This window comes from Flavobacterium sp. 83 (genome assembly GCF_000744835.1).
GTDB lineage: Bacteria > Bacteroidota > Bacteroidia > Flavobacteriales > Flavobacteriaceae > Flavobacterium.
This window is the reverse complement of sequence record NZ_JQMS01000001.1, coordinates 2,290,546-2,316,184: the sequence shown is the minus strand read 5'-3', so window position 1 is coordinate 2,316,184 and position 25,639 is coordinate 2,290,546. Positions and strand designations below refer to the sequence as shown.

Below are 25,639 nucleotides of genomic sequence, written 5' to 3'. Positions count from 1 at the left end.
TTAAGTTTTACGCGCTTGGTTTTGAAAATGACCATCCTTGTTTCATTCTTTCTATTAATAATGGGTGGTTGTATAATGTGGAATCGGATGCCTCTTTTACTCCTTCTTTATTTGATGTTGCGCTTTCCATAAGATTTCCCGCAACAAAGCCAAAAATAAATCCTATAATTCCTCCAATAAAAAAATGTTCATCAATCATAGCACCGATTATCGCACCTAGTACAATTCCTCCAAACAAAAACAAATAATACTTAGTATTCCCATTTGAATGAATCGTACTACAGGACGCACAACGTGGAATATCAACATTCAAATAAGAAAATTGAACTTTTCTTGGAATGTAGCTTCTATAGGTTTCTTTATAAATTGTTTTAATTATTTTACTGCCTTCATTTGGCGCATTCTTGTCACAAAAATGACAAACTAAAACTCCTTTAAATTTTTTTTCAATTTCGAATAGTTCGGCTTGGTCTTGCCTAAATTTTTCACTTACCTCTTCATTTACATTAATTTGTATAGCCAGATTAATAGCAGCTAATGCACTTTTTATATCGCTTTGCTTATTCCATATTGCAATTGATAGGCTTCTAATAGAATAACCTATTTGAGTTCTAATTTCATTTGCAAAAGGAGGTAAAGCATTTAATTCAGTAATATTGAGTATACTATTAATTCTTTCTTGAACTAATATAGAAGTTATTGTTTTGTTGTCAACTTCTGTAATTAATTTTCTTAAATCTAGAAGTAAGTTTGCCCATTTTTTCAGTAATGGCGCATTTTTCGCTTGTTCAATTCTTTCGTCATTTTTCCTTTTTACAATTTTAAAATTGCTTTCAAATGTTGGTTTGTCTAAGCCTCCAATATTTAGTGTTAAGAGGTATTCTAACAAGTCATTTGGAACTTGTGAGTTATCAAAAGCATCCCAAATAGCTAGCTGTAGAAAGTTTATTGACTTTGCAATTTTTAAAATTTGACTTTGAAAGTATAGAGGTAAACTATTTATTACTTGTGAAGGAAAATGTTCTTTTACGATATCTAAAACGTCTTCTATATCTGAATCATCATAGATGCTTTCTTCATTTTTAATATCTTTTGTAATTTCATCTATTTCTGAAATCTTATTTTGAATATTAATTGAAACATTCTTGTAGGCAATATTTATATCCGCATTTGAAATTAAGATAGAAGTATTTAAAATGGCTTTTGTTTGTTCCACACTTTTGTTTTCAAAAGCTGATAATAATGCTTTGTCAAATTTTGGCGCAAAATATGGGCTTATAAATTTTATAAACTCTGGCAGTTTAAAAATACTATCTTGTTTGAAGTTTGTAAAAACTTCATCATTACCATTCACTAAAAAATTATTGAGTTTTTTGTTTGAAGCCAAATACAAATAAAACTCTTTCAAGTCATTATTTGCAAGCTCATCAATTGCTTTTTCACAGTCGCCTTTTGTTAGTTCAAGCCCGCAATATTCAAAATGTCCGTTGTCCGATAAGTCAATGTCGGCAAATAGTTTTCGTTTAGCCTTTTTTACAATTTCATTATCAATACTCGTTGCGTCTCTAGCATTTGATAATCCTAATATTTCAATTGGGTTGATGTATTGCATTTACTTATTCGTTTTATAGTTTTTGACAATTAATTCATTTTCAAAAATAATACCTTCTTAATTGTAAACTTTACGGGAAACCTCATTCACGTTATTTTTTCTACAAAATCCCTAGCCCCGGTAGCAGTGAAAACCCCATGCAGGTAGAAAACCACTTTTTCTGGTGGTGACAGAGCGATCGCAGGAAGCTCCTGCCAGCACCTAGAAAAAGGGTTGGAGACCAAATGGGTTGTAACGAATAACGGACCCGAGTGAAACGAACAGACGAAGTAAATAGCTTCTAAAAAAAAGCGTAGTATTAACCGCCAATAGCAATCATGCTGCGGTTATCTTGATTCAAAGCGGGATTATTTACATCCTCGATAGTAGTCATTCCTGCGCGTACTTTCTTTTTATTTTTAATGGCAAAAGCAATCAAGTCTTCTATCGCTTCGCCATTTCTGAAAGGCGTCAGTAAATCTGTTTCGGAGTTGGAGAACAGACAGTTTTTTATTTTGCCATTGGCCGTAAGGCGAATTCTATTGCAACCCTCACAAAAAGGATTGGTTATCGAACTGATGATACCAAAACTTCCCATGTAGTTTTTTATTTTGAATTCTCTGGCGGTGAAGTTTGTATCGTCTTCTAATTTCTCTACATCCGATTCCTGAAAATGATGTTGTACCTGATCCAGAATCTCCTTTTGAGAAACCATTTTGCTCTTGTCCCACTCATTTCCTGCAAAAGGCATGAATTCTATAAACCGAATCGAAATGGGCAAAAACTGAGTGAGCTTAATAAAATCAATGATTTCATCGTCATTGAATCCTTTAATCAAAACCACATTGACTTTGATTTTGAAATCATTGTTCAGCAACAAATGCAAATTATCAATTACACTCTGAAACTGGTTTCTAAGCGTAATGGAATGGAATTTTGAAGCCACCAAAGTATCTAAACTCAAGTTGATTTTCTTGACGTTAAATTGCTTTAAAACGTCTATATGTTTGTTAATCAGAATTCCGTTTGTAGTGATGGAAATCTCGGTTTGAAGTGAAGCCAGTTTGGCTATAATTTCAGGAAAATCTTTTCTTAACAACGGTTCTCCGCCGGTCAATCTTATTTTGTCAACACCATTATTGACGAATGTTTGGGCGATGGCGTGAATTTCGTCAGCCGTCATCAAGCTCGCTTTTGGACTTAATACAATTCCATCGGCCGGCATGCAATAGGTACAACGCAAATTGCATTTTTCAATTAAGGAAATACGCAAATAGTTGTGTTTACGTCCAAAATCATCCGTTAAAACAGCATTATTTGGTGTCATGATTATTGCCTTTTAAAATATGAAAAACATGCAGCACATGAGGAAATATGGCATCCATAGATTCTTTTGCGCCATTGGTTGAACCCGGCAAAGCCAATACCAAAGAATTTCCTAAAGTTCCTGCAACGGTTCTGGAAAGCATGGAATACGGCATGCGTTCTTGCCCATAATTGCGTATGGCTTCCTCAATGCCCGGAATTCTGGTTTCTAATAACGGTTCCAATGCTTGCGGTGTAACATCTCTTGGCGAAAGCCCGGTTCCACCGGTAAAAATGATCAATTGATTTTCTTTGGCGAAAGCTTTAGTCCGCTCTTGAATCATATCAATTTCATCCGGTATAATTTCGTAATGCGTAGTTTCCACTCCGCTAATTTCCAGTTTCTCGACAATTATTTTACCCGAACGATCTTGTTTATCTCCTGCAAAAATAGAATCGGAACAAACGAAAACCGCCGCTTTAATGGCGGATGGAAATCTATTTTTGAAAGAAGATTTTCCACCTTCTTTATTGATTAATTTAATGGTCGAAATCTCGATATTTTTGTCAATTGGTTTCAGCATATCGTACATCGTAAGTGCCACAATGGAAGCACCGTGCATCGCCTCGACCTCAACTCCGGTTTTGTAAACCGTTTTCACGTTGAAAATAATATCGATGCTTAATTCGTTGATTTCATATTCCACCGATGTAAATTCAATTGGAATAGGATGGCAATCCGGAATCGATAAATGTGTATTTTTCACGGCAAATAACCCGGCAGTTTTAGCCATTTCCAGTACGTTTCCTTTTGGAACCAGATTATTTACAACGGCATCAATAGTTTCTTGCTTGCTAACTATAACTGTTGCCTTTGCGGTTGCGGTTCGGAGCGTACTTATTTTATGTGTGATATCAACCATTTTTATGTGTCTAAAGTTTTAAAGTCAAAAGTTGCAAAGTCAGCCTCTTGAAACAATAAAACCGTTATTTTTTAATTCGTTTGGATTATACTATTTATAGTATTCAAAAAGACTTCAGGCCAATCCACTTTAAGACTTTCGACCTTCGACTTTATGACTTTTATGACTACAAACTGTTTTTCTTCCAAGTAAAAGTACTATTTTCAAAAATTTCTTTACCAAAAATAGGCACATCAGTTTTTATCCAATTCACAATCGTTTCCGTGGCTTCATACACTTGTTTTCTTCTGGTTGCCGAAACAAATACAAACAAACAGATTTCGCCTGATTTCACCGTACCCAAACTGTGATAAATGTGCATGCAAATTAAATCGAATTGCGCGAAAGCTTTCTCTCTAATTGCGTTCAGGGCTTCGTCTGCCATTTCTTCGTAAGCGGTGTAATCAATTGCAGCTACGATTTGCCCATCAATTGCATCGGCTCTCACCTGACCCAAAAAAATATTATGTGCGCCAATAGTGGTTTTCGATTGGTGTTTCGCAATCGACTGCCCTATAAATTCTGAAGAAATTGGTCCTTGAATGAAAACAGTTTTCTTACTCATGATCTTTATTTTTATATTTTAGGAAACAGAAACCGTTACCTTATGCAGCACTACATCCAATGCTTTAGCGCCACCGGTAATACTTTTGGCAGTCTTAAAATTATTATTTCTAAGAATCTCCACTGCCTTTTTACTTCTAATTCCGGATTGACAAAAAACAAATATTTCCGCATTACTATTCAACTGATTTAATGCAGATTCTAAACGATCCAACGGAATTTGAATCCCGTTTTGGATTGTTATTTTTGGATACTCCTCTGAATTTCGAACATCAAGAAAAACAACATTTTTATTATTTATTTGTTCCAATGCAAGAGCAGCACTAATTTCAATTGTTGCAGTTTCTACTGAGCTATATTTATTTTCGAAAGCTACTCTATCGATCGTATTTGTGTCTGTTCTTGAAAACTCAAATTTCTGTTGTTCGTTATTCAACATATTATAAACCAATAATTTTCCAGACAACAACTCCCCTATTCCCAAAACCATTTTCAATACTTCATTTGCCTGAAACATACCGATTATTCCCACCGATATTCCCATAACACCTGCATCATTACAGTTTCTCACTTCGTTATTTTCCTCTGGAAACAAACAGCGGTATGTTGGTCCGTTTTCATAATTAAAAACCGAAACCTGCCCTTCAAATTTATAAATAGAACCGTAAACAAACGGTTTGTTGGTTGCGCAACACGCATCGTTAATCAAATATTTAGTAGTTAGATTATCCGTGGCATCAACCATAATATCATAGTGTTCGAATAATGAAATTGCGTTTTTCGAGTCTAATTTTTCAGTGATTGCATTTATTTTTATCGAAGGATTGAGTCCCAAAGCCATTGCTGCCGCCTCAAGAGCTTTACTTTTTCCCACCGAACTGCTTTTGTAAATCACTTGGCGTTGCAAATTGGTCACTTCGATTCTATCATCGTCAATAATCCCAATTTCCCCTATTCCGGCTGCAGCCAAATAAGGTAAAACAGCCGCACCCAATCCGCCGGCACCAATAATCAAGACTTTGGCTTGTTGCAGTTTTTGTTGCCCATTAATACCTACTTCAGGAAGTATAATTTGTCGGTTGTATCGTGCTGTTTCCATAAATTTAGTCTATTATAATTCCCCTTTAGGGGTTAGGGGTTCTAACCTCCTGCAAATGGTGGTAATAAAGCAACAATATCATTGCTTTTCAGAATATAATTTGCTGTATCCTGTACTATTTTTTGGTTAATTGCAACACTAAAAGAAAGTTGACTCAATTGGTACTTTTGCTCTAATGATGCTAATAATTGATGTAAAGGTAAATCAGAAAAAGAAATTTCTTCTCCTTGACTTTTGGTTTTTTCGGCTATGGCGCCAAAATATTTCACTGCAATCATGCCGTTAAATTTAAGTTTTGAAAAATGAACTCATCTTCTGATAATTCCTCTTGAAAATAAGTCGTTAATTTTGAAGCATTTCGCACCACCTCACCAATCACAATAATTGCAGGAGACGAAAGTTGGTGCTCTTCGACTAATTTCGTGATTGAACTTATGGTTCCAATCACTTTTTTCTGGGTGTCTTTTGTTCCATTTTGAATAATGGCAACAGGCAAATCATCGGTTCTGTTGTTTTTATAAATCGAAATAATTTCGTCCAATTTATTCATTCCCATCAAAATAACGACCGTTGCTGAGGATTGTGATGCCAAAGCCACATCTTTAGACAATTTATGATCCGAAGTAGTTCCGGTAATGACCCAGAAACTTTCGGCAACTCTTCTTTGTGTTAAACTAATTCCATTAGATGCTGGAACACCTAAAGCCGATGAAATTCCGGGAACAATAGCGGTTTCCAAATCAAATTTTTCGGCGAATTCTATTTCTTCGCTCCCTCTTCCAAAAACAAATGGATCACCACCTTTCAATCGAACAACATGACCAAAACGTTTTGCCATCGATACAATCAATTCATTAATTTGATCCTGACTGTAGGCGTGACAACCAAAACGCTTGCCCACAAAAATGATTTCTGCATTCGACGCATATTGCAACAACTCTTCATTTACAAGCGCATCATACAAAACTACATCGGCACTTTCCAGCGCTTTGATAGCTTTTAAAGTAATCAACTCTACATCTCCGGGACCTGCCCCAACGATTGTCAATTTTGGTGTATTTGAATTTTTCATTTTAACTGGGATAAATTGGTATTCAATTCGTTCAACTCGGTAACAGAATTTATATTTTTAAAAAAATCTCTTTTGGCATTCGGAATCGGAATCAATTGATGGTTTACTGTTGAAATGAAGCGCATCATTTTCAATTCATTGCCATCAATTGCCTCTTTTAAAATAGGTAGTATTCTTTTCGAATATATTCCTATTAAAGGATGAATCCGATTCGTATCTTCAAAAACAGAAACATCAAAATTGATACCATGATTTTCAATCAATTCCATGAGTATTTCGGTAGAAATTAATGGAATGTCGCAACTCAATATCAAATTCATCTCTGTTTCCGAATGAACCAGCGCGGTGTATATTCCGCCCAAAGGTCCTTTATCTACTATTATATCTTTTATTTTCTTGTATGCTAAATAATCATAATCGTTTGTATTGGTAATCAACTGAATGTTTTCCGAAATTGGCAAAACCGCTTCAATAATGTGCTCGATAAAAGGTTTATTTTGGTACAACACCAAGCCTTTCTCCGATTGCATTCGGCTGCTTTTTCCTCCACAAAGAATCGATATTTTCATATTTTCTAATATATTGACTAAACAATCAACTTCACGCTCGCTAATAATATTACCGTTGCCAATACATATTTCAACACTTTATTGGAAAAATATCCGCTCCCGTAATAAGCTCCTAATATCCCTCCGAAAACTGCTATTGGAACTAAATAAAAACTTTCTGTTGGAAACGATTTGTCACCCATAAAATAACCTGAAAGTCCTGCAATAGAGTTCACCAGAATAAATAAACTGGAAATAGCTGCTGTTTCTTTTAACGTTGCCCAACCCAGTAATAAAATAATTGGACTCAAAATAACGCCTCCGCCAATACCTAACATTCCGGATAACATCCCTATTCCGAAACCTATTCCCATAGCTAGCGGAATATTTATTTTGGTACTTTCTTTTTCTTTTGAATTAAAAAAACCAAACAATCGCAACGCTGCCAGAATCAATACAATTCCTAACATTATCTTATAAAAACTATTTTCTAATGGAATCATCCCTCCAATAAAAGCAGCCGGTACCGAAGTTATCGCAAAAGGATAAAACAGTCTGGGCTTGAAGAAATCTTTTTTATAATAAAAGAAAAAAGAAATTCCGGAAACAAACAAATTAAGCAATAAAGCAGAAGGTTTCATCACCGAAACTGGGAATGCAAAAATCGCCATCAATGCCAAATATCCCGAAGCACCGCCATGTCCCACACTAGAATACAAGAACGCAACCACCGCTAATAATACGCCGAATACAATCAAAAAATCATTATTTACTATTGACATCTTTACGCTATTAATTAAGTGGTATAACCAGTACTTCCTGATCTTTTTCAATATTTACGGCATCATAGGGCAAACAAATTAAAGCATCTGCTGTTGCAAAAGTATTCAGCATGGCGGAACTTTGACTCTCTAAAACCGTCACTTTTTCATCATCAAAAAACGCTTTCAAGAACAATGTTTTCCCAGTTGTATTTTCAAATTGGGTGGTTATTTTTCGTTTGATTTTTGGCAAATGAACCGCTTCAAAACCCATATTTATTTTTAGTGCCGGATGAACATAAATATAAAAACTGGTCAATGTCGAAGCTGGATTTCCAGGCAAGGCAAAAACTATCGTTTTGTCTTTTTTTCCAAAAAATAATGGTTTTCCAGGCTTTTGATTAATTTTATAAAACAACTCTTCAACTCCATTGGACAAAAGTGCTTCTTTGACAAAATCATAATCTCCAACCGAAATTCCGCCCGAAACAAGCACTACATCAAAAGCAGCAAGACAACTTTTCAAAATTCTTTTTGTCGCTTTCAAATTATCCTTTACCCGGAATGTTTCTATTTTTTTAATCCCGATTCCCTGCAAAGCAGCTTGCAGCATAATCGAGTTACTTTCATAAATCTTTCCTTCAGGTAATTTTTTGCCCACTTTTACCAATTCGTTTCCAGTAACCACAATTGCTACTTTTGGTTTCGCATAAACAGTGATTTCAGTGATTCCTAAACAGGCTAAAAAACCTACAGCTGCGGGAGTAATCACTGTATTTTTTTCAAGTACAAGTTCGTTTTCTTTTATTTGCTCGCCTTTGTTCCTAACATTAGCAAACTGTTGCGGCATTTTTACAATTTCAAGCGTTTGATTTGCAACCGTAGTATGCTCCTGCATCACAACCGTATCCAAATTATCCGGAACATAAGCACCTGTGAATATTCGGATTGCCTCTTCTTTTTTTATTTTTTTATTCGAAAAATCACCGGCTTGTGAAGTACTTACCACATTAAACTGTTGCAATTCACTAAATGCAAACGCATATCCATCCATCGCTGATTGACGGAAAGGCGGCATATCCATTGGAGAATAAATGGCTTCGGCCAAAATAAAACCAAGTGATTTAGCCACTTTAATTTTCCTAATAGGCATCTTGCAACTATTTTCTGCAATAATCGATAAGGCTTGGTCTACTTGTATCATACAAATTCGAATAAAACTAAGTAAAAATACTTATTGCAAATATACGTAAATTTGTGAAATCGAACCAACAATTAACTATAATTACATGCAAAATGAATATAGCACGATTTAAAGCGTTTTATTTATTAAAAAACGAACAAAGCAATACCAAATCTGTAAAATCCGTAAAAAATAAATCCCAAAATCAAGATAGATTTTGGGATTTTATATACGTATTCTATATTTCAATGCTATTCAATAGGTAAAACAAGTGTTGAAGTAACAGCCTCCAAAACTTCAAAAGCAGTTTCTGCCATCTTATTCCCTTTAGTGTCTAAAAGTGGGTTTACTTCCACAACTTCAAAGCAAACTACTTTTTTACTTTCGATAATCTGATTAATAATTCGAATTACTTCATATTGATCAAATCCTTTAGAAACCGGAGTTCCTGTCCCGTAAGAAATCATGTCACAATCCATCGAATCCACATCAAAAGAGACATAAATCATATCACAATGAGACAGTTTAGTCAACGCTTCAGCCACACAGGTTTGAAGCCCTCTATAACGCACTTCATGAACCTTATAATTCCGAATATGCAATTTCTCAATCTGCCTATCTTCGGCTTCTTCAGTATCGCGTACACCAAAATAAATAATGTTTTCAGCTAGGACTTTAGCACCATTACAACCTATATTTTTCATATCCTCCCAATGCTGTTGCGTTTCAAGTGGCACTTTATTATTCTGACAACTTAAATTGTCATCTGCAAGTGCCGCTGATAATGGCATCCCATGAATATTTCCCGAAGGCGAAGTGTAAGGAGAATGCAAATCAGCATGAGCATCAATCCAAACAACTCCTAAAGTCTGTTCCGGATAAGCTGCTTTTATACCGCTTATGGTTCCTAATGCTGAGGAATGATCTCCTGATAAAACGATTGGGAAATAATTTCGTTCCAAATTTTTCTTCACCGCGTGACAAACTCTGGTACACTGCTCTACAACATGCTCGATTCTTTTGGCTGAAGTGCTTCTATTTTTATCATAAATAGATTCGTTATGTGTTTTTACATCTTCAAACTCAAATTGATTAAAATAATCGCTGTTTTGATTAATAGCGGCTATTTCAATAGCATCAATCCCTAAATCTGAACCTCGCGTTCCAGCACCAATATCAGACCTATTTTTGATTAATTTTATTGCTTTTTCCATGATAATTAAATTATCTGAAATCATTTAATGCTCTTTCGATAATTCCTAAACACTCATGAATTTGAGTCTCAGTAATCACTAATGGTGGTGCCAAACGTATTTTATTTCCATGCGTAGGTTTTGCTAACAAACCATATTCACTGAATTTCATACAAATATCCCAAGCTAAATCTGAATCCTCATCACAATTAATAACAATTGCATTAAGCAATCCTTTACCACGTACCAATGTTATCAAAGGGTTTCTAGAAGCGATTTCGGTAAGGCCCGTTCTCAAAATAACACCTAAATAAGCCGCATTTTGTGCTAAATTTTCATCACGAACCACCTCAAGTGCCGCAATAGCTACAGCTGCCGCCACAGGATTTCCTCCAAAAGTAGAACCGTGTTGACCTGGCTTAATTACATTCATAACCGAATCATTTGCTAAAACTGCCGAAACCGGATAAACACCTCCTGAAATAGCCTTCCCTAAAATTAAAATATCTGGTTTTACTTCGGGCTTGTTTTCACATCCTTTTTTACAAGAACATTCTCCACAGGTTGCCAATAATCTTCCGGTACGCGCAATTCCTGTTTGCACCTCATCTGCAATAAACAAAGCATTGTGTTCTTCGCAAAGTGCTTTGGCTTTTGCCAAATAACCGTCGGCAGGAACATAAACTCCGGCTTCTCCCTGAATTGGCTCCACTAAGAAACCAGCAATATTTTTAGTTGATTTTAAAGCAGTTTCCAAGGCTTCAATATCATCATAAGGTATTTTTATAAATCCAGCTGTAAAAGGACCAAAACTTTTACGTGCGTTTTCATCATTCGAAAATGAAATAATTGTAGTTGTTCTTCCGTGAAAGTTATTTTCACAAACAATTATTTGCGCTTGATTTTCAGGAATTCCTTTTACTTCATAAGCCCATTTTCTACAAATTTTCAAAGCAGTTTCAACAGCTTCGGCACCTGTATTCATTGGTAAAACCTTATCAAAATCAAAATATTTAGTTACAAAATCTTCATAAGGTCCTAATTGATCGTTGTAAAAAGCACGGGAAGTCAACGTCAATGTTTGTGCTTGTTTTACCATTGCTCCAACAATTTTTGGATGACAATGCCCTTGGTTTACCGCTGAATAAGCCGACAAGAAATCATAATATTTTTTTCCGTCTACGTCCCAAACATATACGCCTTCTCCTTTTTCTAAAACTACGGGTAAAGGATGGTAATTGTGTGCGCCATACTTATTTTCTTTTTCTATAAATGCTTCAGATTTTGAAGAAAGTGCTTGATGTGATTGTTCCATGACTTGTTATGTATTAATATTTTAAACAAAAATATATAATATTTTTTATTTTACAGCAAAAAATACTAATTTTGACTTAATTTAATGATTTAAAACAAATAATCACTTTTATTTGTACGAAAATAAGTCATTATAAAACAAAGCCAACTGGTTTTCCATTTCAGTCAGATGAAAAAATAATCGTTACTTTTATAAATAATAGAAAATACCTTTTCAATTTAAAATAAATTCCATGGATGCATTAGATGAATTCGATATCAACATCATTAAAGAGTTAGAAAAAGATGGTCGCATGGCATTTTCTGCTATTGCCACTACGCTGAAAATATCCAATACAATGGTTCATCAGCGCGTAAATCGATTGACAGAACAAGGAATTCTGGTCGGAATAAAACCTATTATAAACGAAAAAAAAATTGGGTACGACTGGGCTTCTTTTACTGGCATAACGTTAAATAAAGACCAAGATTCAAACAGAATTATTGAGGAACTAAAGAACATTCCTGAAATCACAGAATGTTATTACGTTACTGGTTCTTTTACGCTCTACATCAAAATAGTAGCTCAGAATCATGAACACATGAGAAAAATCCTTTATGAGAAAATTGATAATATCCCGGGAATTTCAAAAACAGATTCCATTATAGAATTGGGCTGTGCTTTCAAGAGAAATATAACACTATAACTCACCAAATCACTTTTAGCGATTCTTGTTATAAAAAAATCAAAAAGAGCTTGTTTTTTGCAGAAAAATCACAATTTATTTTAGATATTTGTGTAAAAAATAAACCATTATGAAAAATATAACCTTATTCCTTTTAGGAATACTTCTCTATTCTAATAGTTCTTTTGCACAGCTGAAGCCAGTAAAATATAGCGATGCCACTCAGGTTTTAAATGGCTTTCAAATCCAGCCAATGAAAAAAAGCCCTCAAAAACCGGGAATTCTAATTCTTCCCGCTTGGAAAGGAATTGATAAACATGCAAAAACTACAGCCGAAACTTTGGCTAAAATTGGATATTATGCCTTTGTAGCAGATATTTATGGCGCTGGAAATTATCCAAAAGACAATGCAGAAGCAGGCCAAAAAGCTGGATTTTACAAAACAAACTACAAGGAATACCAAAAACGAATTTCATTAGCATTAGAGCAATTGATTAAATCCGGTGCAAATCCTAATAATATTGTGATAATGGGATATTGTTTTGGAGGAACGGGAGCGCTTGAAGCTGCTCGTGCACACCTAAATGTAAAAGGGGTAGTTTCTTTTCATGGGGGATTAGGAAGAGATGCTTCTCGTCCTACTGAACCTATAACTGCTAAAATTTTAGTTTGCCACGGTGCGGATGATCCTTATGAATCCAAAGAAGAAATCACCGCTTTCCAACAAGAAATGAGAGACACAAAAGCCGATTGGCAGATGATTTATTATGCTAATGCCGTTCATTCTTTCACAGATCCTGATGCAGGAAACGACAATTCAAAAGGAGCTGCCTACAATGAAAAAGCGGACAAACGCTCTTTTGAACATTTCAAAATTTTCCTTAATGAAGTTTTGAAAAAATAATTCAGACTCGATTATAAAAAACGTTTTTAGAAAGTAAAATAATTCTTAATAGTTTATAAGCGAGCTCCAATTAATTTACATTAAATAACATGAAAAAAATAACCATATTAAGTTTACTGTTCGTTTTAAACATAAGTTGCACGACTCAAAAAAAGAGTGTAACTGCGGTCGAACCTACAAAATACATGAATACCATCACGGCCAGTGATTTAAAAAAACACCTTTACGTCGTCGCTGCAGATTCTATGGAAGGACGCGAAACAGGCTCTTCAGGTCAGAAAAAAGCAGGTGTTTATCTTATCAATCAATACAAGAAAAACAGCATTCCTTTCCCTAAAGGAGCTACGTCATATTATCAAAAAGTTCCTGCAGAATTCATGAACAAAAAATACGGAGAAAAATTAAGCGATTCAGAGAATATCTGGGCATTCATCGAAGGTTCCGAGAAACCAGAAGAAGTTCTGGTTATTTCAGCTCACTATGACCACGTAGGCATTAAAGATGGTGAAGTCTACAATGGTGCCGATGATGATGGTTCCGGAACAGTAGCTTTACTGGAAATTGCGCAAGCATTCGAAACAGCCAAAAAAGAAGGTCATGGTCCAAAACGTTCTATTATGTTTTTCCACGCAACAGGTGAAGAACATGGATTACATGGTTCCCGATATTACTCAGAAAACCCTTTATTTCCTGTCGCAAACACAATTACCGACATCAACATTGACATGATTGGCCGTCGTGACGAGGCACATGCAAATACAAACAATTATGTATATCTAATAGGCGCAGATCGTTTATCAACTGATTTAGATAACATTTGCACCATTGCAAACGCCAAGTATATCAAAATGGATTTAGATTATAAATTCAACGACCCTAAAGATCCAAACCATTTTTATGAGCGTTCTGACCATTATAATTTTGCCAAACATGGAATTCCGGCTGTATTCCTTTTCAATGGCGTACATGCGGATTACCATCAAAAAACAGATGAAGTTGACAAAATTGAATTTGATGCTTTGGCCAAAAGAACCCAGCTTGCTTTTGTAATCGCTTGGGAATTGGCAAACAGAGAAAATCGCCCTGTAGTCGATAAAAAATAGTTTTAGCATTAGGGCACATCCCGCCGAAAAAAGCGGGTCGGGCTATCCGTTGCAATCTTTTTTGTGATGAAAAATCACAAAAAAGGATTTCCACTGCTATCCCTTGTGCACACCCAATACAATAAGAGCTTTGAAGGAATTCAAAGCTCTTATTCGTTTATATAAAAACAAACTGCTATTCTTTCTTCGAAGTCGCTATAAGCCTATTATTTCTGGACCACTCACTCCAGGAACCAACATACAATTTTGGAATTTCAAGACCTGCATAAGCAATTGACAAAAGTGTATGGCAGGCTGTTACACCGGAACCGCAATGCACGATGACATTTTCAGCTGCCCTATCTCCAAATTCTTTTAAATAATTATTCTTCAATTCCTCCGGCGATAAGAAAAACCCATTGGCATCTAAATTAGTGGTAAAAGGAATATTTATGGCACCCGGAATATGTCCTGCGACTAAATCGATAGGTTCTTTTTCTCCATTGTATCGTTCTTCATCGCGTACATCTACAACCAGAAAATCAGTATCTAGTGCTACTTGATCAACTTCGTGAATATCAGCTAACGGTAATAACCAATTTTCAATTTTATACGGTTCCTTTTTCAATGGGATTTCTATTTTTGAACTTGTGGGAAATCCAGCTTTAATAGCCGCTTGATATCCGCCATCGAGCACCTGAACCTTCTTATGACCAATAGATTTTAGCATCCACCAAAACCGAGCTGCAGCGTTAGAACCATTTTTATCATCATAAACCACTACATGACTTGCAGGAGTTATGCCAAGACTCGTTAAAGTTTCAGAAAATTGTTCAACCGTAGGCAAAGGATGCCTACCTCCTATCGATACATCTGCTTTTATATTGGCTAATTGCGTGTTTAAATCAACATACAATGCGCCTTCTAAATGTTTAGTAACATAATTTTCTTTAGCACCATTTCCATTACTGGCATCAATGATTACTAAATCACTTTCCTGTTTCAGTGCAATTAGTTCATCAGGTTTTATGATTGGTGAAATGTTTTGAGGCATATTTTTAAAATTTTACAATTAGTATAATTATTTTTTCTACTCATATACTACTAAGTTTATATCAGGCACAAACTAAAAAACAACTTATACGTACTGCTAATTTATACTATTATTTACAATCCCCAAAATAGAAATTAAGTCCAAAACAATCAAGATAGATTGCTCTTACAAGATTTACTCCATAAAAAAAGCCCACTTATGTGGACTTTAAAAATATTACTCTTTTAGTTTATCAGTTGACATTCATGATCATTTTAATTTTGAATCTTTATTTAAGCATTCTCATCAAACACGATCTGATCACTGCTATCTATTTTGATTGGTTTGTCAATTGGCAACGTAAAATAGAAAGACGAACCTAAACCTTCCACACTTTCTACCCAAATTTCACCACCATTTTTTTCTAAAAACCCTTTAACTAATAATAAACCAATTCCTGCTCCTTTATTTTCAATCCTAGCTTTAGAAAGAATATTCATCTGCGGCATAAAAAGTTTTTCCTGAATTTCTTTTGACATACCAATACCAGAATCTTTTACCTGCACTATTATTTTATCATCTGCAGTTTTTGCTGAAACCGTAATTTTACCACCTGGAAGTGAATGTTTAATCGCATTTGAAACTATATTTTGAATTACAGACAACAACATCTTTCCATCTGCAAAAACAGCAGTATTCTCGTCAACTTCACAATGAAGATTTATCGTATTTAAAGAAGCTGTATCATTTAAAGTCTCAAAAACTTTTTTTACATACTGAATAAGTTCAATTTTCCTTGGAGAAAAAACCTCTGCTGCATATTTTATTCTTGCCCATTCTACTAAGTAGTCCAGCATATTTAACTCATCTATTGATGCTTTATGAAGGAGTTCCAGCATTTCTCTAACTGTACTTGGATCCATTCTTTCAAAATTCGCTTTCAAATATCCAGTAGTTGCAATTATGCTTGATAAAGGAGTTCTCAAATCGTGGGAAAGTATTGCAAGAACACTTTCTTTATGAGTGTTTAAATCTTCCAATTCTTTTACATAATTTTTTATCGCATCTTCAGATTTTTTTCTTTCTGTTAAGTCACGAAGAATTTTAACATACCCTAACAATTCTCCATCTATTCCAGTTAGCGGGAAAACTAAGCCATAAGCATAAAATACATTTTTATCCTTACAAATATGCCATCGGTTATCAGTTGCGCGTCCTTCTTTTAATGCAGCTTCAATTTCATTTTTAGGAATACCATTCTTTATATCTTCTTCGGTAAAAATTATATCAAAATGTTTTCCTAAAATTTCATCTGTATCCCATCCAAAAATTTTTGCTGCTCCTGAACTCCAACTATTAATTATAAATTCATTATCAAGAGTAAAAATGGAGTAATCTTGTAAACTATCTATAATCTGGCTATAAAATTCAGCAGTTGGGATGTATTTTTTTTTAAGAATTTTTGAATTAATTTGTTCGTCTTCCATTTGATGAATTAAATGATATTTAAAATTTTGAGTACAAAATAGTATTTGAAAATCAGGTATGAATGCACTCAAAGATATACAAAAGGATGACTGCATATTGAAAAATATTCACCGAAAATGAATCTCCCTCTACTACACACTCTATTCCTGTATTAATTCTCCAATTTATGTTTACACTAACTGTTTTATGTTTGCTAAAGAACTATTCGCAGCAGTATTTTATTTAATTTTTCAGAAACATTAATTTGCTTATAAAATCCTAAACGCCTTTTTTAATCTCCACTAATTTATCCTATTAGCTTTCTCTTTAGCAATATTCAAGCCAATTAATAAAACAAGGCAAATCTCACGAAAGTTTATCCCACAAAAAAAGCCTCGAATTTCTTCGAAGCTTTTGCTTTCTGGGTGGGAGACGGGGCTCGAACCCGCGACCCTCGGTACCACAAACCGATGCTCTAACCAACTGAGCTACAACCACCATTTGCTTAGCGGTGGCAAATATACAACATAAGTTTACTTCTGCAAATATTTTTTTTAAAAATTTACATCAATTTTACATCAAATCTCCTAAACTATTGACTGCCAAATGTCTTTCAACTGTAAAACCTTCTCCAACTTCAACCCCCACTAACCTTCCTAAATCCCTAGAACGATAATTCAGACTTTCTAAAAAGTTTTTACTCGTGATTGGAGATTCTGGTTCATTCGAGTTGGGGTCATAAAATTGCGAACGATAAGCCAAAATAGAGTCAATTTTCTTATCAGTAAAACCGGTAATATCAACAACAAAATCAGGTTCTATATTTTTCCACTGTATATAATGATATACTAGTTTAGGTCTCCAGGCAGCTTGATTTTTGCCATCAACTGAGGTTTCTATCTTTCTCAATCCTGATAAAAAACAAGCGTCCGAAACTAATTTACTTCCTTTAGCATGATCAATATGTCGATCATCAACGGCATTACACAATACAATTTCTGGTTGATACTTGCGTATCATTTTTATGATTTCCAATTGGTGTTTTTCATCATTTACAAAAAAACCATCGCGCATTTCCAGATTCTCACGTACAGAAACTCCTAGAATTCTTGCGGCAGCACTCGCTTCTTGATCTCTAATTTCAGCCGAACCTCTCGTACCTAATTCACCACGGGTCAAATCAATAATTCCAACTGTTTTCCCTAATGAGATTTCTTTTAAAATAGTTCCCGCACAACCTAATTCCACATCATCTGGATGCGCACCAAAAGCTAGTATGTCTAATTTCATATTCTTCTTTATTACTATTTTGTTATTTTTTTATTTTTATCTTTAATCAACAATACCTTTTTCATCGTCATTGATTTATTGATGCTTTCACCCCACTCCTTTTCTGGAATACTGTCTTTAGTGATGCCGCAACCCATATATAAATGCGCTTTGGCTTCGGTAACTTCAGTAGCAACCTCAATTTGCATACAGCGTAAATTTACAAACAAATCAGAACTTACAGTATCATTTGCAAAACTGCTGTTTAATTCTCCTAAAAAACCAGTGTAAAAACTCCTGCCGTAATTTTCATTTTCCAAAATAAAAGCTTTCGATTTTTCTTTGGGTAAACCACAAACTGCTGGTGTTGGATGCAACAAATCAATCACTTGATTCAAACTGAAATCGGAATTCAAAACACCCGAAATATCCGTTCTAATATGCCAAATACTTCCTGCTTTGATGCTATACGGTTTAGAAACCAAAACTTCCGAAGCTACGTTTTCAAGTTTAGTCACTATATAATCTGTAACAATTTGTTGTTCTTCTTTTTCTTTATTTTCCCAAATAATCTCTACTAAACCATTGTCTTTCTGTGTTCCCGCCAAAGCGATCGTTTTAAATACATTGTCATTGGCTTTCAATAATTGCTCTGGAGTTGCTCCAAGCCAAATTCCAATTTTTGGATGATAAAAGCAATAAACAAAAGTGGAAGGATACAATTGCACCAAATTCTCAAAAGTTGCTCCTAAATCGAATTCAAACAAATCAACCGTTTCCTTTCGAGACAAAACTACTTTCTTGAATTCGTTATTTTCAATGGCTTGAATTCCTTTGAAAACTAATGCTTCAAATTTTTTTTTTGCTTCTTCATCAAAACCACTAAATTGCTTTTCAGAAACAATCACTTCATTTTTTTCCAAAACAACTGTTACAATCTCTGACTGATTATCAGGAATTAAATAGGTTTGATTACCATCAAAAGAAGCAAAAACAAAGCCTTTCTCTGTAAAATCATTTGCATTATACAATTTATCATTTTGCTGAAAAAGCCCTATAACTGTATCCGAATTAGGCTTACAATACAATACAAAAGGTAAGTTTTGTAAAAATTGATTTTTGGCTTTATCTAAAATCGTGTCCATTATTGGTCTTCACTTTTTCTTTTTGGCAAAACCATATTCGTCAATTTACAAAGTGAAATCAAACTGTCTTTTTCATCTGTAATTCGTATTTCCCATAGATGAATACTCTTCCCTTTGTGCACTATTCTTGCTGTTGCCGTTACCATTCCGTCACGTTTTGCTTTCACATGATTGGCAGAAATTTCTATTCCGCGCACTTCACTATGTTCTGTATTAACAAACAAAAAAGAAGCGGCACTTCCCACACTTTCAGCCAAAGCTACCGAAGCACCTCCGTGTAATAATCCCATAGGTTGATGTACTGATGGATTAACAGGCATAGTGGCTACTAAATAATCTTCACCAGCATCAGTATATTTAATATTCAGAGTTTGCATCAATGTGTTTTCTGAAATTTTATTACAATATTGAAGGATTTTTTCTTTGTCGAATGTCATCTTTTTAGCTTTAAAAATGTAAAATTAAATAAAAGATAAGTTACAAAATAGCAAATGCAATTGTTATTCTAAATTGAAAATTAAAAATCGTTTCTTATCCAAATTAGATTTTACCTATTTTTACAAAAAAACTAACGAAATGCGTCCTTTAACTCTACTTCTTTTTATTGGAATATTGCTTTCTATTTGCGCCTGCCGTTCTGATTTTGAGAGCGTAGCCAGCACAGGCGATTTGGCTTTTTCGAAAGATACTATCTACTTAGACACCGTTTTTGCCAACATCGGCTCCAGTACCTATCGACTTAAAGTGTACAACCACAGTAAAAATGATATTACCATTCCAACCATAAAATTAGGAAAAGGATTGAGTTCTAAATATAGAATGACAGTCGACGGAATGCAAGGAACCAACGGAAAAATATTCAGCAATGTTGACCTTCTTGCTAAAGACAGCTTATATATTTTCATAGAAACCACCGCTACAATTGCTGATACCAATCCAACTGACTTTTTATACACAGACCAAATCCAATTTGATAGTGGTGAAAATTCACAAAAAGTAGAATTAGTGACACTCATTCAGGATGCCGTTTTTCTATATCCAAAACGTTTTGAAGATGGAACTACCGAAACACTTCCTATTGGCGAAGAAAAAATTGATGGTTTTTACCTTGATGAAAATGATGCTGTAAATGGTAATGAATTGCATTTTAAAAACACAAAACCGTATGTCATTTATGGTTATGCAGCAGTTCCTTCTGGAAAAACGGCAATTTTTGATGCAGGCGCAAGAGTTCATTTTCATGCAAATTCCGGTCTTATTGTGTCTAACAATGCGTCAATTCACATAAATGGATCCGCTTCAACGACTGATAAACTGGAGAACGAAGTCATTTTTGAAGGAGATCGATTAGAACCTGAATATTCAGATGTTCCGGGACAATGGGGGGCAATTTGGCTTACGAATGGCAGCACCAATAATCAATTAAATCATGCCACCATCAAAAATGGAACTATCGGATTACTGATTCAAAATAATGACGGAACGACCACAACTATTAAAAATACTCAAATCTACAATTCAGCTAACTATGGTATTTTGGCGCAGACCGCAAAAATTAATGGCGGAAATATGGTCGTCAATAATGCAGGACAAGCGAGTTTAGCTTGTGTTTACGGCGGAAATTACAACTTTACGCATTGTACGTTCAATAACAATTGGAATAGTTCCGAACAAGTGGCGGTTTTGTTGAGCAATTACATTTTAGGTGCAGTTCCGGAAGTAAAAGATTTAACCGAAGCAACATTTAATAATTGTATTATTTACGGTTCTTATTCCAATGAAATGATTTTAAATAAAAAAACAAGCGCAGCTTTTGCATACCAATTCAATAATTGCCTCTTAAAATTTGACAACAGCACTAATCAATTCACGACCAATCCAGACTATCAATTTGAAACGGATGCGACACATTACAACGCAATTATTTTAAATAAAGACCCTAAATTCCTGAAGGTTTCCCTAAACAAATTCAATATTGACTCAACTTCTGCCGCTGTCGCAAAAGGGAATTCGGCATATCTGATTCCGTTGGATATTATGGGCAACATGCGAACTCTACCACCTGATTTAGGAGCATATCAAAACAAACCGTTCCCTAAATAATTTTTCAAAGTCTTTCCTTTTCACATTTGCTCGTACTATTTATTTAAACTAAATTTGCATCGCAATACAACAAACTAAAAAACAATGATCCATTTCTTTGAAAACCAAAGCAAAACTGTTTTTGCAGTGCAAACGCAAAACGAAATTTCGGCTCAAGACATTTCAAAACTCAACTGGCTTTTTGCCAACTCATATAAAATAGAAAAATCCGTACTGACGGATTTTTTTGTTGGTCCTCGCGCCACTATGATAACGCCGTGGAGTACCAATGCAGTGGAAATTACTCAAAACATGGGAATTTCCGGAATCATCCGAATTGAAGAATTTCACAAAGCAACAGCTGATTTTTCTGATTTTGACCCGATGCTTTCGCAAAAATACGCCGAGTTAAATCAAGATATCTTCACTATCAATGTACTCCCGGAAGCAATTTTGGACATTGATGATATTGCAGCCTACAACAAACAAGAAGGATTGTCTTTAAGTCCGGAAGAAGTAGCATATTTAGATAATTTGGCTACCAAATTAGGGAGAAAGCTAACAGATTCTGAGATTTTTGCTTTCTCTCAAGCCAATTCAGAGCATTGTCGCCACAAGATTTTCAACGGAACTTTTGTAATTGATGGTGTTGAAAAAGAAACGTCTCTTTTCAAATTAATCAAAAAAACATCCCAGGAAAACCCTAACGATATTGTTTCGGCTTACAAAGACAACGTAGCTTTTGTAAAAGGACCAAGAGTACAACAATTCGCTCCAAAAAGTGCTGACAAACCTGATTTTTATGAAGTAAAAGAATTTGATTCGGTTATTTCATTAAAAGCAGAAACTCATAATTTTCCAACAACTGTTGAGCCTTTCAATGGAGCAGCAACAGGAGCTGGTGGAGAAATTAGAGATCGTTTGGCTGGTGGCCAAGGTTCTTTGCCAATGGCAGGAACTGCGGTTTATATGACTTCTTATTCTCGTTTGGAAGAAAATCGTCCTTGGGAAGATGCTGTAGCTGAAAGAAAATGGTTGTATCAAACCCCGATGGATATTTTGATAAAAGCCTCCAATGGAGCATCGGATTTTGGAAATAAATTTGGGCAACCGTTGATTACAGGATCAGTTTTAACTTTCGAACACGAAGAAAACAACCGCAAAATTGGTTATGACAAAGTAATTATGCAAGCGGGTGGAATTGGTTACGGAAAACTGGATCAAGCCATCAAACACAAACCACAAGAAGGCGACAAAATCGTTATCCTTGGAGGAGAAAATTATAGAATTGGAATGGGTGGAGCCGCGGTTTCTTCTGCCGATACTGGAGCAATGAGTTCTGGAATCGAGTTGAATGCGGTACAACGTTCGAACCCAGAAATGCAAAAACGTGCTGCGAATGCCATTCGTGGTTTGGTAGAAAGCGACCATAATCCAATTGTTTCCATTCACGATCACGGAGCTGGTGGACACTTAAACTGTCTATCAGAATTGGTGGAAGAAACAGGAGGATTGATTGATTTGGATAAATTGCCAGTGGGTGACCCTACCCTTTCGGCTAAAGAAATTATTGGTAACGAATCCCAAGAAAGAATGGGATTGGTTATTGGCAAAAAGGACATTGATTTACTTCAAAAAATTGCAGATCGTGAGCGTTCTCCAATGTACCAAGTGGGTGATGTTACAGCGGATCACCGTTTCACTTTTGAATCTAAAACTACAGGTCTAAAACCTATGGATTATGCTTTGGAAGATTTCTTCGGAAGCTCACCAAAAACCGTAATGACAGATAAAACTGTAGATTATAACTATCCTGCATTAGAATATAGCGTAAAAAACATTTCTACCTATTTAGAGCAAGTATTACAATTAGAAGCTGTTGCTTGTAAAGACTGGTTGACCAACAAAGTTGACCGTTGTGTAGGTGGAAAAGTTGCCAAACAACAATGTGCTGGACCTTTACAATTACCATTGAACAATTGTGGTGTAATGGCTTTGGATTATCAAGGAATCGAAGGTGTTGCAACATCGATTGGGCACTCTCCTATTGCTTCCTTAATTGATCCTGTGGCAGGAACAAGAACAGCTATTGCTGAATCTTTATCGAATATTGTTTGGGCACCAATAAAAGACGGAATGAAAGGGATTTCTCTTTCTGCTAACTGGATGTGGGCTTGTAAAAACGAAGGCGAAGACGCGCGTTTGTATGCTGCTGTTGAAGCTTGTTCTGAGTTTGCCATTGAATTGGGAATCAATATTCCAACTGGAAAAGATTCACTTTCGATGAAACAAAAATATCCAAACGACGAAGTGATTGCGCCGGGAACAGTAATTATTTCGGCAGGTGGAAATTGTATTGATATTAGAAAAGTAGTAGAACCTGTGTTGCAAAAAGACGGCGGTTCGATTTATTATATCAATTTGTCACAAGATGAATTTAAATTAGGTGGTTCTTCATTGGCACAAACTTTAAACAGTATTGGTAATGAAGCACCAACTATTAAAGATGCTGCTTTCTTCAAAAATGCATTTAATACATTACAAGAATTGATTTTAGACAATCAAATCTTGGCGGGTCACGATATTGGAAGTGGTGGTTTGATTACTACTTTATTAGAAATGTGTTTTGCTGATGTGAATTTAGGAGCTAAAATAGATTTCTCTGTTTTCGAAGAAAAAGATATTATCAAATATTTATTCTCTGAAAACATCGCTGTGGTTTTCCAAGCGAAAGACGATAACACAGTTGAAAATGTATTGAATACCAAAGGCGTTTCGTTCGACAAATTAGGAACAGCTACAAATGAAGCGACTTTAGATTTTGGTCCTTGTAAATTAGATATTGCTAAATACAGAGATATTTGGTTCAAGACTTCCTTCTTATTAGACCAAAAACAATCGAAGAACGGAACGGCTCAAGCACGTTTTGATAATTACAAAAAACAAGCTTTAAACTACACTTTCCCTGCCCATTTTACAGGAAAAGCACCAGTTATTGACAATTCTAAACCAAAACCTAAAGCAGCTATTATCCGTGAAAAAGGAAGTAACTCAGAACGTGAAATGGCAAATGCGATGTACTTAGCTGGTTTTGATGTAAAAGACGTTCACATGACTGATTTGATTTCAGGTCGTGAAACTTTGGAAGACATTCAGTTTATTGGAGCTGTTGGTGGATTCTCTAATTCAGATGTTTTAGGTTCTGCTAAAGGTTGGGCCGGAGCATTTTTATACAATGAAAAAGCAAAAATAGCTTTAGACAATTTCTTTAAGAGAGAAGATACATTGTCAGTTGGAATCTGTAATGGTTGCCAATTGCTAATGGAACTAGAAAAAATAAATCCAGAGCATGAAGTTCATGGAAAATTGCTTCATAACGAAAGTCATAAACACGAAAGTATTTTTACATCAGTAACGGTACAGGAAAACAATTCAGTGATGCTTTCTTCATTAGCAGGAAGTACACTTGGAGTTTGGGTTTCCCATGGTGAAGGAAAATTCAATTTACCATTAGCCGAAGAAAACTATAATATTGTTGGAAAATACGGCTATGATAGTTATCCTGCAAATCCAAATGGTTCTGATTACAACACAGCGATGCTTTGCGACAAAACGGGTCGTCACTTGGTCATGATGCCACACATTGAGCGTTCTACGTTCCAATGGAATTGGGCGTATTACCCAAAAGACAGAGACGATGAAGTTTCGCCTTGGCATGAAGCTTTTGTAAATGCCAGAAAATGGATGGATAAAAAATAATTTTATTTTATAATAGATTTTATAAAAGCGTTCCTGAAAAGGAACGCTTTTTTATTGTATATATTTGGTCAAAACATAATGATATCTTAGATTTGAAAAGAATCCCATTATTATTACAAACCACACCAAATGACAAGATATAAAAATATTTTTATCGCAATAGTAATGCTTTTGACAATAAACATTTTCGCTCAAAAAATCGAAAAAATCACCTCCAAAGACGGGACCCATTACATCACCAAAAACATTGATTATCCTATAACCGGAACCTACCTTTCTAAAGGTGGATCAGAACCCATTGTACAATTAAATCCAGATGGAACCGGTATATTTCAGTTGGATGATTTATCAAAAACAACAATGGTTTGGGGAATGGAGTGTTTTGAAGACGGTACCCCAAAATACCAAAAAGGATTTAATTATGCCGTTTACTCACTTTGGTATAAAAACAAAGAAGCAAATTCAGAAATAGAAGCTAAAGAAGAATGGACTTATGCTCATTTCTCTATTCATTTTGAAAAAAATAAAATGTTCATCTTAGGAGAAAGAAGCAAAGACTATATAAAGTAATCTAGAATAAATGAAGTGCATTTCAGCTTAAAACCTATTGCATAATCTCAATTTAAAGAAAACGATTTCGT

The 25,639-nt window shown here is 35.0% G+C and carries 23 protein-coding genes and 1 tRNA gene; 6 read left to right on the top strand and 18 right to left on the bottom strand.

Annotation, left to right across the window (positions count from 1 at the left end; genetic code table 11):
* Window positions 1-7: 7 nt before the first annotated feature.
* The 12 genes from T410_RS10245 to rocD all read right to left on the bottom strand — a co-directional run bounded on the left by T410_RS10245 (window position 8) and on the right by rocD (window position 11,593).
* Entirely contained in the window at window positions 8-1,612 is a 1,605-nt protein-coding gene (locus T410_RS10245) for a hypothetical protein (RefSeq protein ID WP_035671304.1), read from the bottom strand.
* A 298-nt stretch (window positions 1,613-1,910) separates the two neighbouring features.
* Window positions 1,911-2,918, bottom strand: coding sequence for a GTP 3',8-cyclase MoaA (moaA, locus tag T410_RS10240; RefSeq protein ID WP_035671301.1), 1,008 nt, complete (start codon window positions 2,916-2,918; stop codon window positions 1,911-1,913).
* A complete protein-coding gene (gene moaCB / locus T410_RS10235; RefSeq protein WP_035671299.1) occupies window positions 2,905-3,819 on the bottom strand; it encodes a bifunctional molybdenum cofactor biosynthesis protein MoaC/MoaB in 915 nt (304 codons plus the stop codon). The genes moaA and moaCB overlap by 14 nt, the downstream gene beginning before the upstream one ends.
* Before the next feature lie 166 nt (window positions 3,820-3,985).
* A complete protein-coding gene (locus T410_RS10230) occupies window positions 3,986-4,423 on the bottom strand; it encodes a molybdenum cofactor biosynthesis protein MoaE (protein ID WP_035671297.1) in 438 nt (145 codons plus the stop codon).
* 18 nt (window positions 4,424-4,441) lie between these two features.
* Window positions 4,442-5,521: a HesA/MoeB/ThiF family protein gene (gene moeB / locus T410_RS10225; RefSeq protein ID WP_035671295.1), complete on the bottom strand. Its 1,080-nt coding sequence runs from the start codon at window positions 5,519-5,521 to the stop codon at window positions 4,442-4,444.
* A gap of 41 nt (window positions 5,522-5,562) precedes the next feature.
* On the bottom strand, window positions 5,563-5,799 hold the full coding sequence (locus tag T410_RS10220; RefSeq protein WP_035671292.1) for a MoaD/ThiS family protein: 237 nt from the start codon (window positions 5,797-5,799) through the stop codon (window positions 5,563-5,565).
* Window positions 5,796-6,593, bottom strand: coding sequence for a uroporphyrinogen-III C-methyltransferase (cobA, locus tag T410_RS10215; protein ID WP_035671287.1), 798 nt, complete (start codon window positions 6,591-6,593; stop codon window positions 5,796-5,798). The genes T410_RS10220 and cobA overlap by 4 nt, the downstream gene beginning before the upstream one ends.
* Window positions 6,590-7,162: a molybdenum cofactor guanylyltransferase gene (locus T410_RS10210; RefSeq protein WP_035671284.1), complete on the bottom strand. Its 573-nt coding sequence runs from the start codon at window positions 7,160-7,162 to the stop codon at window positions 6,590-6,592. Before T410_RS10210 ends, cobA begins: the two co-directional genes overlap by 4 nt.
* Window positions 7,163-7,179: 17 nt before the next feature.
* Window positions 7,180-7,923, bottom strand: a complete 744-nt coding sequence (locus T410_RS10205; RefSeq protein WP_035671281.1) for a sulfite exporter TauE/SafE family protein — start codon at window positions 7,921-7,923, stop codon at window positions 7,180-7,182.
* A 10-nt stretch (window positions 7,924-7,933) separates the two neighbouring features.
* Entirely contained in the window at window positions 7,934-9,106 is a 1,173-nt protein-coding gene (glp, locus tag T410_RS10200) for a gephyrin-like molybdotransferase Glp (RefSeq protein WP_035671278.1), read from the bottom strand.
* Window positions 9,107-9,336: 230 nt separating this feature from the next.
* Entirely contained in the window at window positions 9,337-10,323 is a 987-nt protein-coding gene (locus T410_RS10195; RefSeq protein WP_238567364.1) for an arginase, read from the bottom strand.
* Window positions 10,310-11,593: an ornithine--oxo-acid transaminase gene (gene rocD / locus T410_RS10190; protein ID WP_035671275.1), complete on the bottom strand. Its 1,284-nt coding sequence runs from the start codon at window positions 11,591-11,593 to the stop codon at window positions 10,310-10,312. Before rocD ends, T410_RS10195 begins: the two co-directional genes overlap by 14 nt.
* A gap of 232 nt (window positions 11,594-11,825) precedes the next feature.
* Between rocD and T410_RS10185 the strand changes: the two genes are divergently transcribed.
* The 3 genes from T410_RS10185 to T410_RS10175 all read left to right on the top strand — a co-directional run bounded on the left by T410_RS10185 (window position 11,826) and on the right by T410_RS10175 (window position 14,264).
* A complete protein-coding gene (locus tag T410_RS10185; RefSeq protein ID WP_035671273.1) occupies window positions 11,826-12,278 on the top strand; it encodes an Lrp/AsnC family transcriptional regulator in 453 nt (150 codons plus the stop codon).
* Window positions 12,279-12,387: 109 nt separating this feature from the next.
* Window positions 12,388-13,161: a dienelactone hydrolase family protein gene (locus T410_RS10180; protein ID WP_035671272.1), complete on the top strand. Its 774-nt coding sequence runs from the start codon at window positions 12,388-12,390 to the stop codon at window positions 13,159-13,161.
* An 89-nt stretch (window positions 13,162-13,250) separates the two neighbouring features.
* Entirely contained in the window at window positions 13,251-14,264 is a 1,014-nt protein-coding gene (locus T410_RS10175; RefSeq protein WP_035671271.1) for a M28 family peptidase, read from the top strand.
* 175 nt (window positions 14,265-14,439) lie between these two features.
* On the opposite strand, the gene T410_RS10170 is transcribed toward T410_RS10175, so the two are convergent.
* From T410_RS10170 to T410_RS10145, 6 genes are all read right to left on the bottom strand, one after another.
* Window positions 14,440-15,297 carry a sulfurtransferase gene (locus T410_RS10170; protein WP_035671268.1) on the bottom strand — a complete coding sequence of 286 codons (858 nt, stop codon included), beginning with the start codon at window positions 15,295-15,297 and terminating at the stop codon, window positions 14,440-14,442.
* Between the two features lie 272 nt (window positions 15,298-15,569).
* Window positions 15,570-16,763 (bottom strand): PAS domain-containing sensor histidine kinase, encoded by a 1,194-nt coding sequence (locus T410_RS10165; protein ID WP_035671265.1) that lies wholly within the window; start codon window positions 16,761-16,763, stop codon window positions 15,570-15,572.
* Between the two features lie 403 nt (window positions 16,764-17,166).
* A tRNA-His gene (locus tag T410_RS10160) sits at window positions 17,167-17,242 on the bottom strand.
* 74 nt (window positions 17,243-17,316) lie between these two features.
* Window positions 17,317-18,033, bottom strand: a complete 717-nt coding sequence (gene bshB1, locus T410_RS10155) for a bacillithiol biosynthesis deacetylase BshB1 (protein WP_035671262.1) — start codon at window positions 18,031-18,033, stop codon at window positions 17,317-17,319.
* Between the two features lie 14 nt (window positions 18,034-18,047).
* Complete coding sequence (locus tag T410_RS10150; protein WP_035671260.1) at window positions 18,048-19,157, bottom strand: chorismate-binding protein; 1,110 nt, start codon at window positions 19,155-19,157, stop codon at window positions 18,048-18,050.
* On the bottom strand, window positions 19,157-19,594 hold the full coding sequence (locus T410_RS10145) for a PaaI family thioesterase (RefSeq protein ID WP_035671258.1): 438 nt from the start codon (window positions 19,592-19,594) through the stop codon (window positions 19,157-19,159). The genes T410_RS10150 and T410_RS10145 overlap by 1 nt, the downstream gene beginning before the upstream one ends.
* 139 nt (window positions 19,595-19,733) lie before the next feature.
* Here T410_RS10145 and T410_RS10140 point away from each other — a divergent pair, with 139 nt between their 5' ends.
* The 3 genes from T410_RS10140 (at window position 19,734) to T410_RS10130 (ending at window position 25,568) form a co-directional block, all read left to right on the top strand.
* On the top strand, window positions 19,734-21,260 hold the full coding sequence (locus T410_RS10140; protein WP_035674343.1) for a hypothetical protein: 1,527 nt from the start codon (window positions 19,734-19,736) through the stop codon (window positions 21,258-21,260).
* Window positions 21,261-21,344: 84 nt separating this feature from the next.
* The gene (gene purL, locus T410_RS10135) at window positions 21,345-24,998 is read left to right on the top strand and encodes a phosphoribosylformylglycinamidine synthase (RefSeq protein WP_035671255.1); all 3,654 of its coding nucleotides are present in this window, start codon (window positions 21,345-21,347) and stop codon (window positions 24,996-24,998) included.
* A 129-nt stretch (window positions 24,999-25,127) separates the two neighbouring features.
* Window positions 25,128-25,568, top strand: a complete 441-nt coding sequence (locus T410_RS10130; protein ID WP_035671252.1) for a hypothetical protein — start codon at window positions 25,128-25,130, stop codon at window positions 25,566-25,568.
* Window positions 25,569-25,639 lie beyond the last annotated feature (71 nt).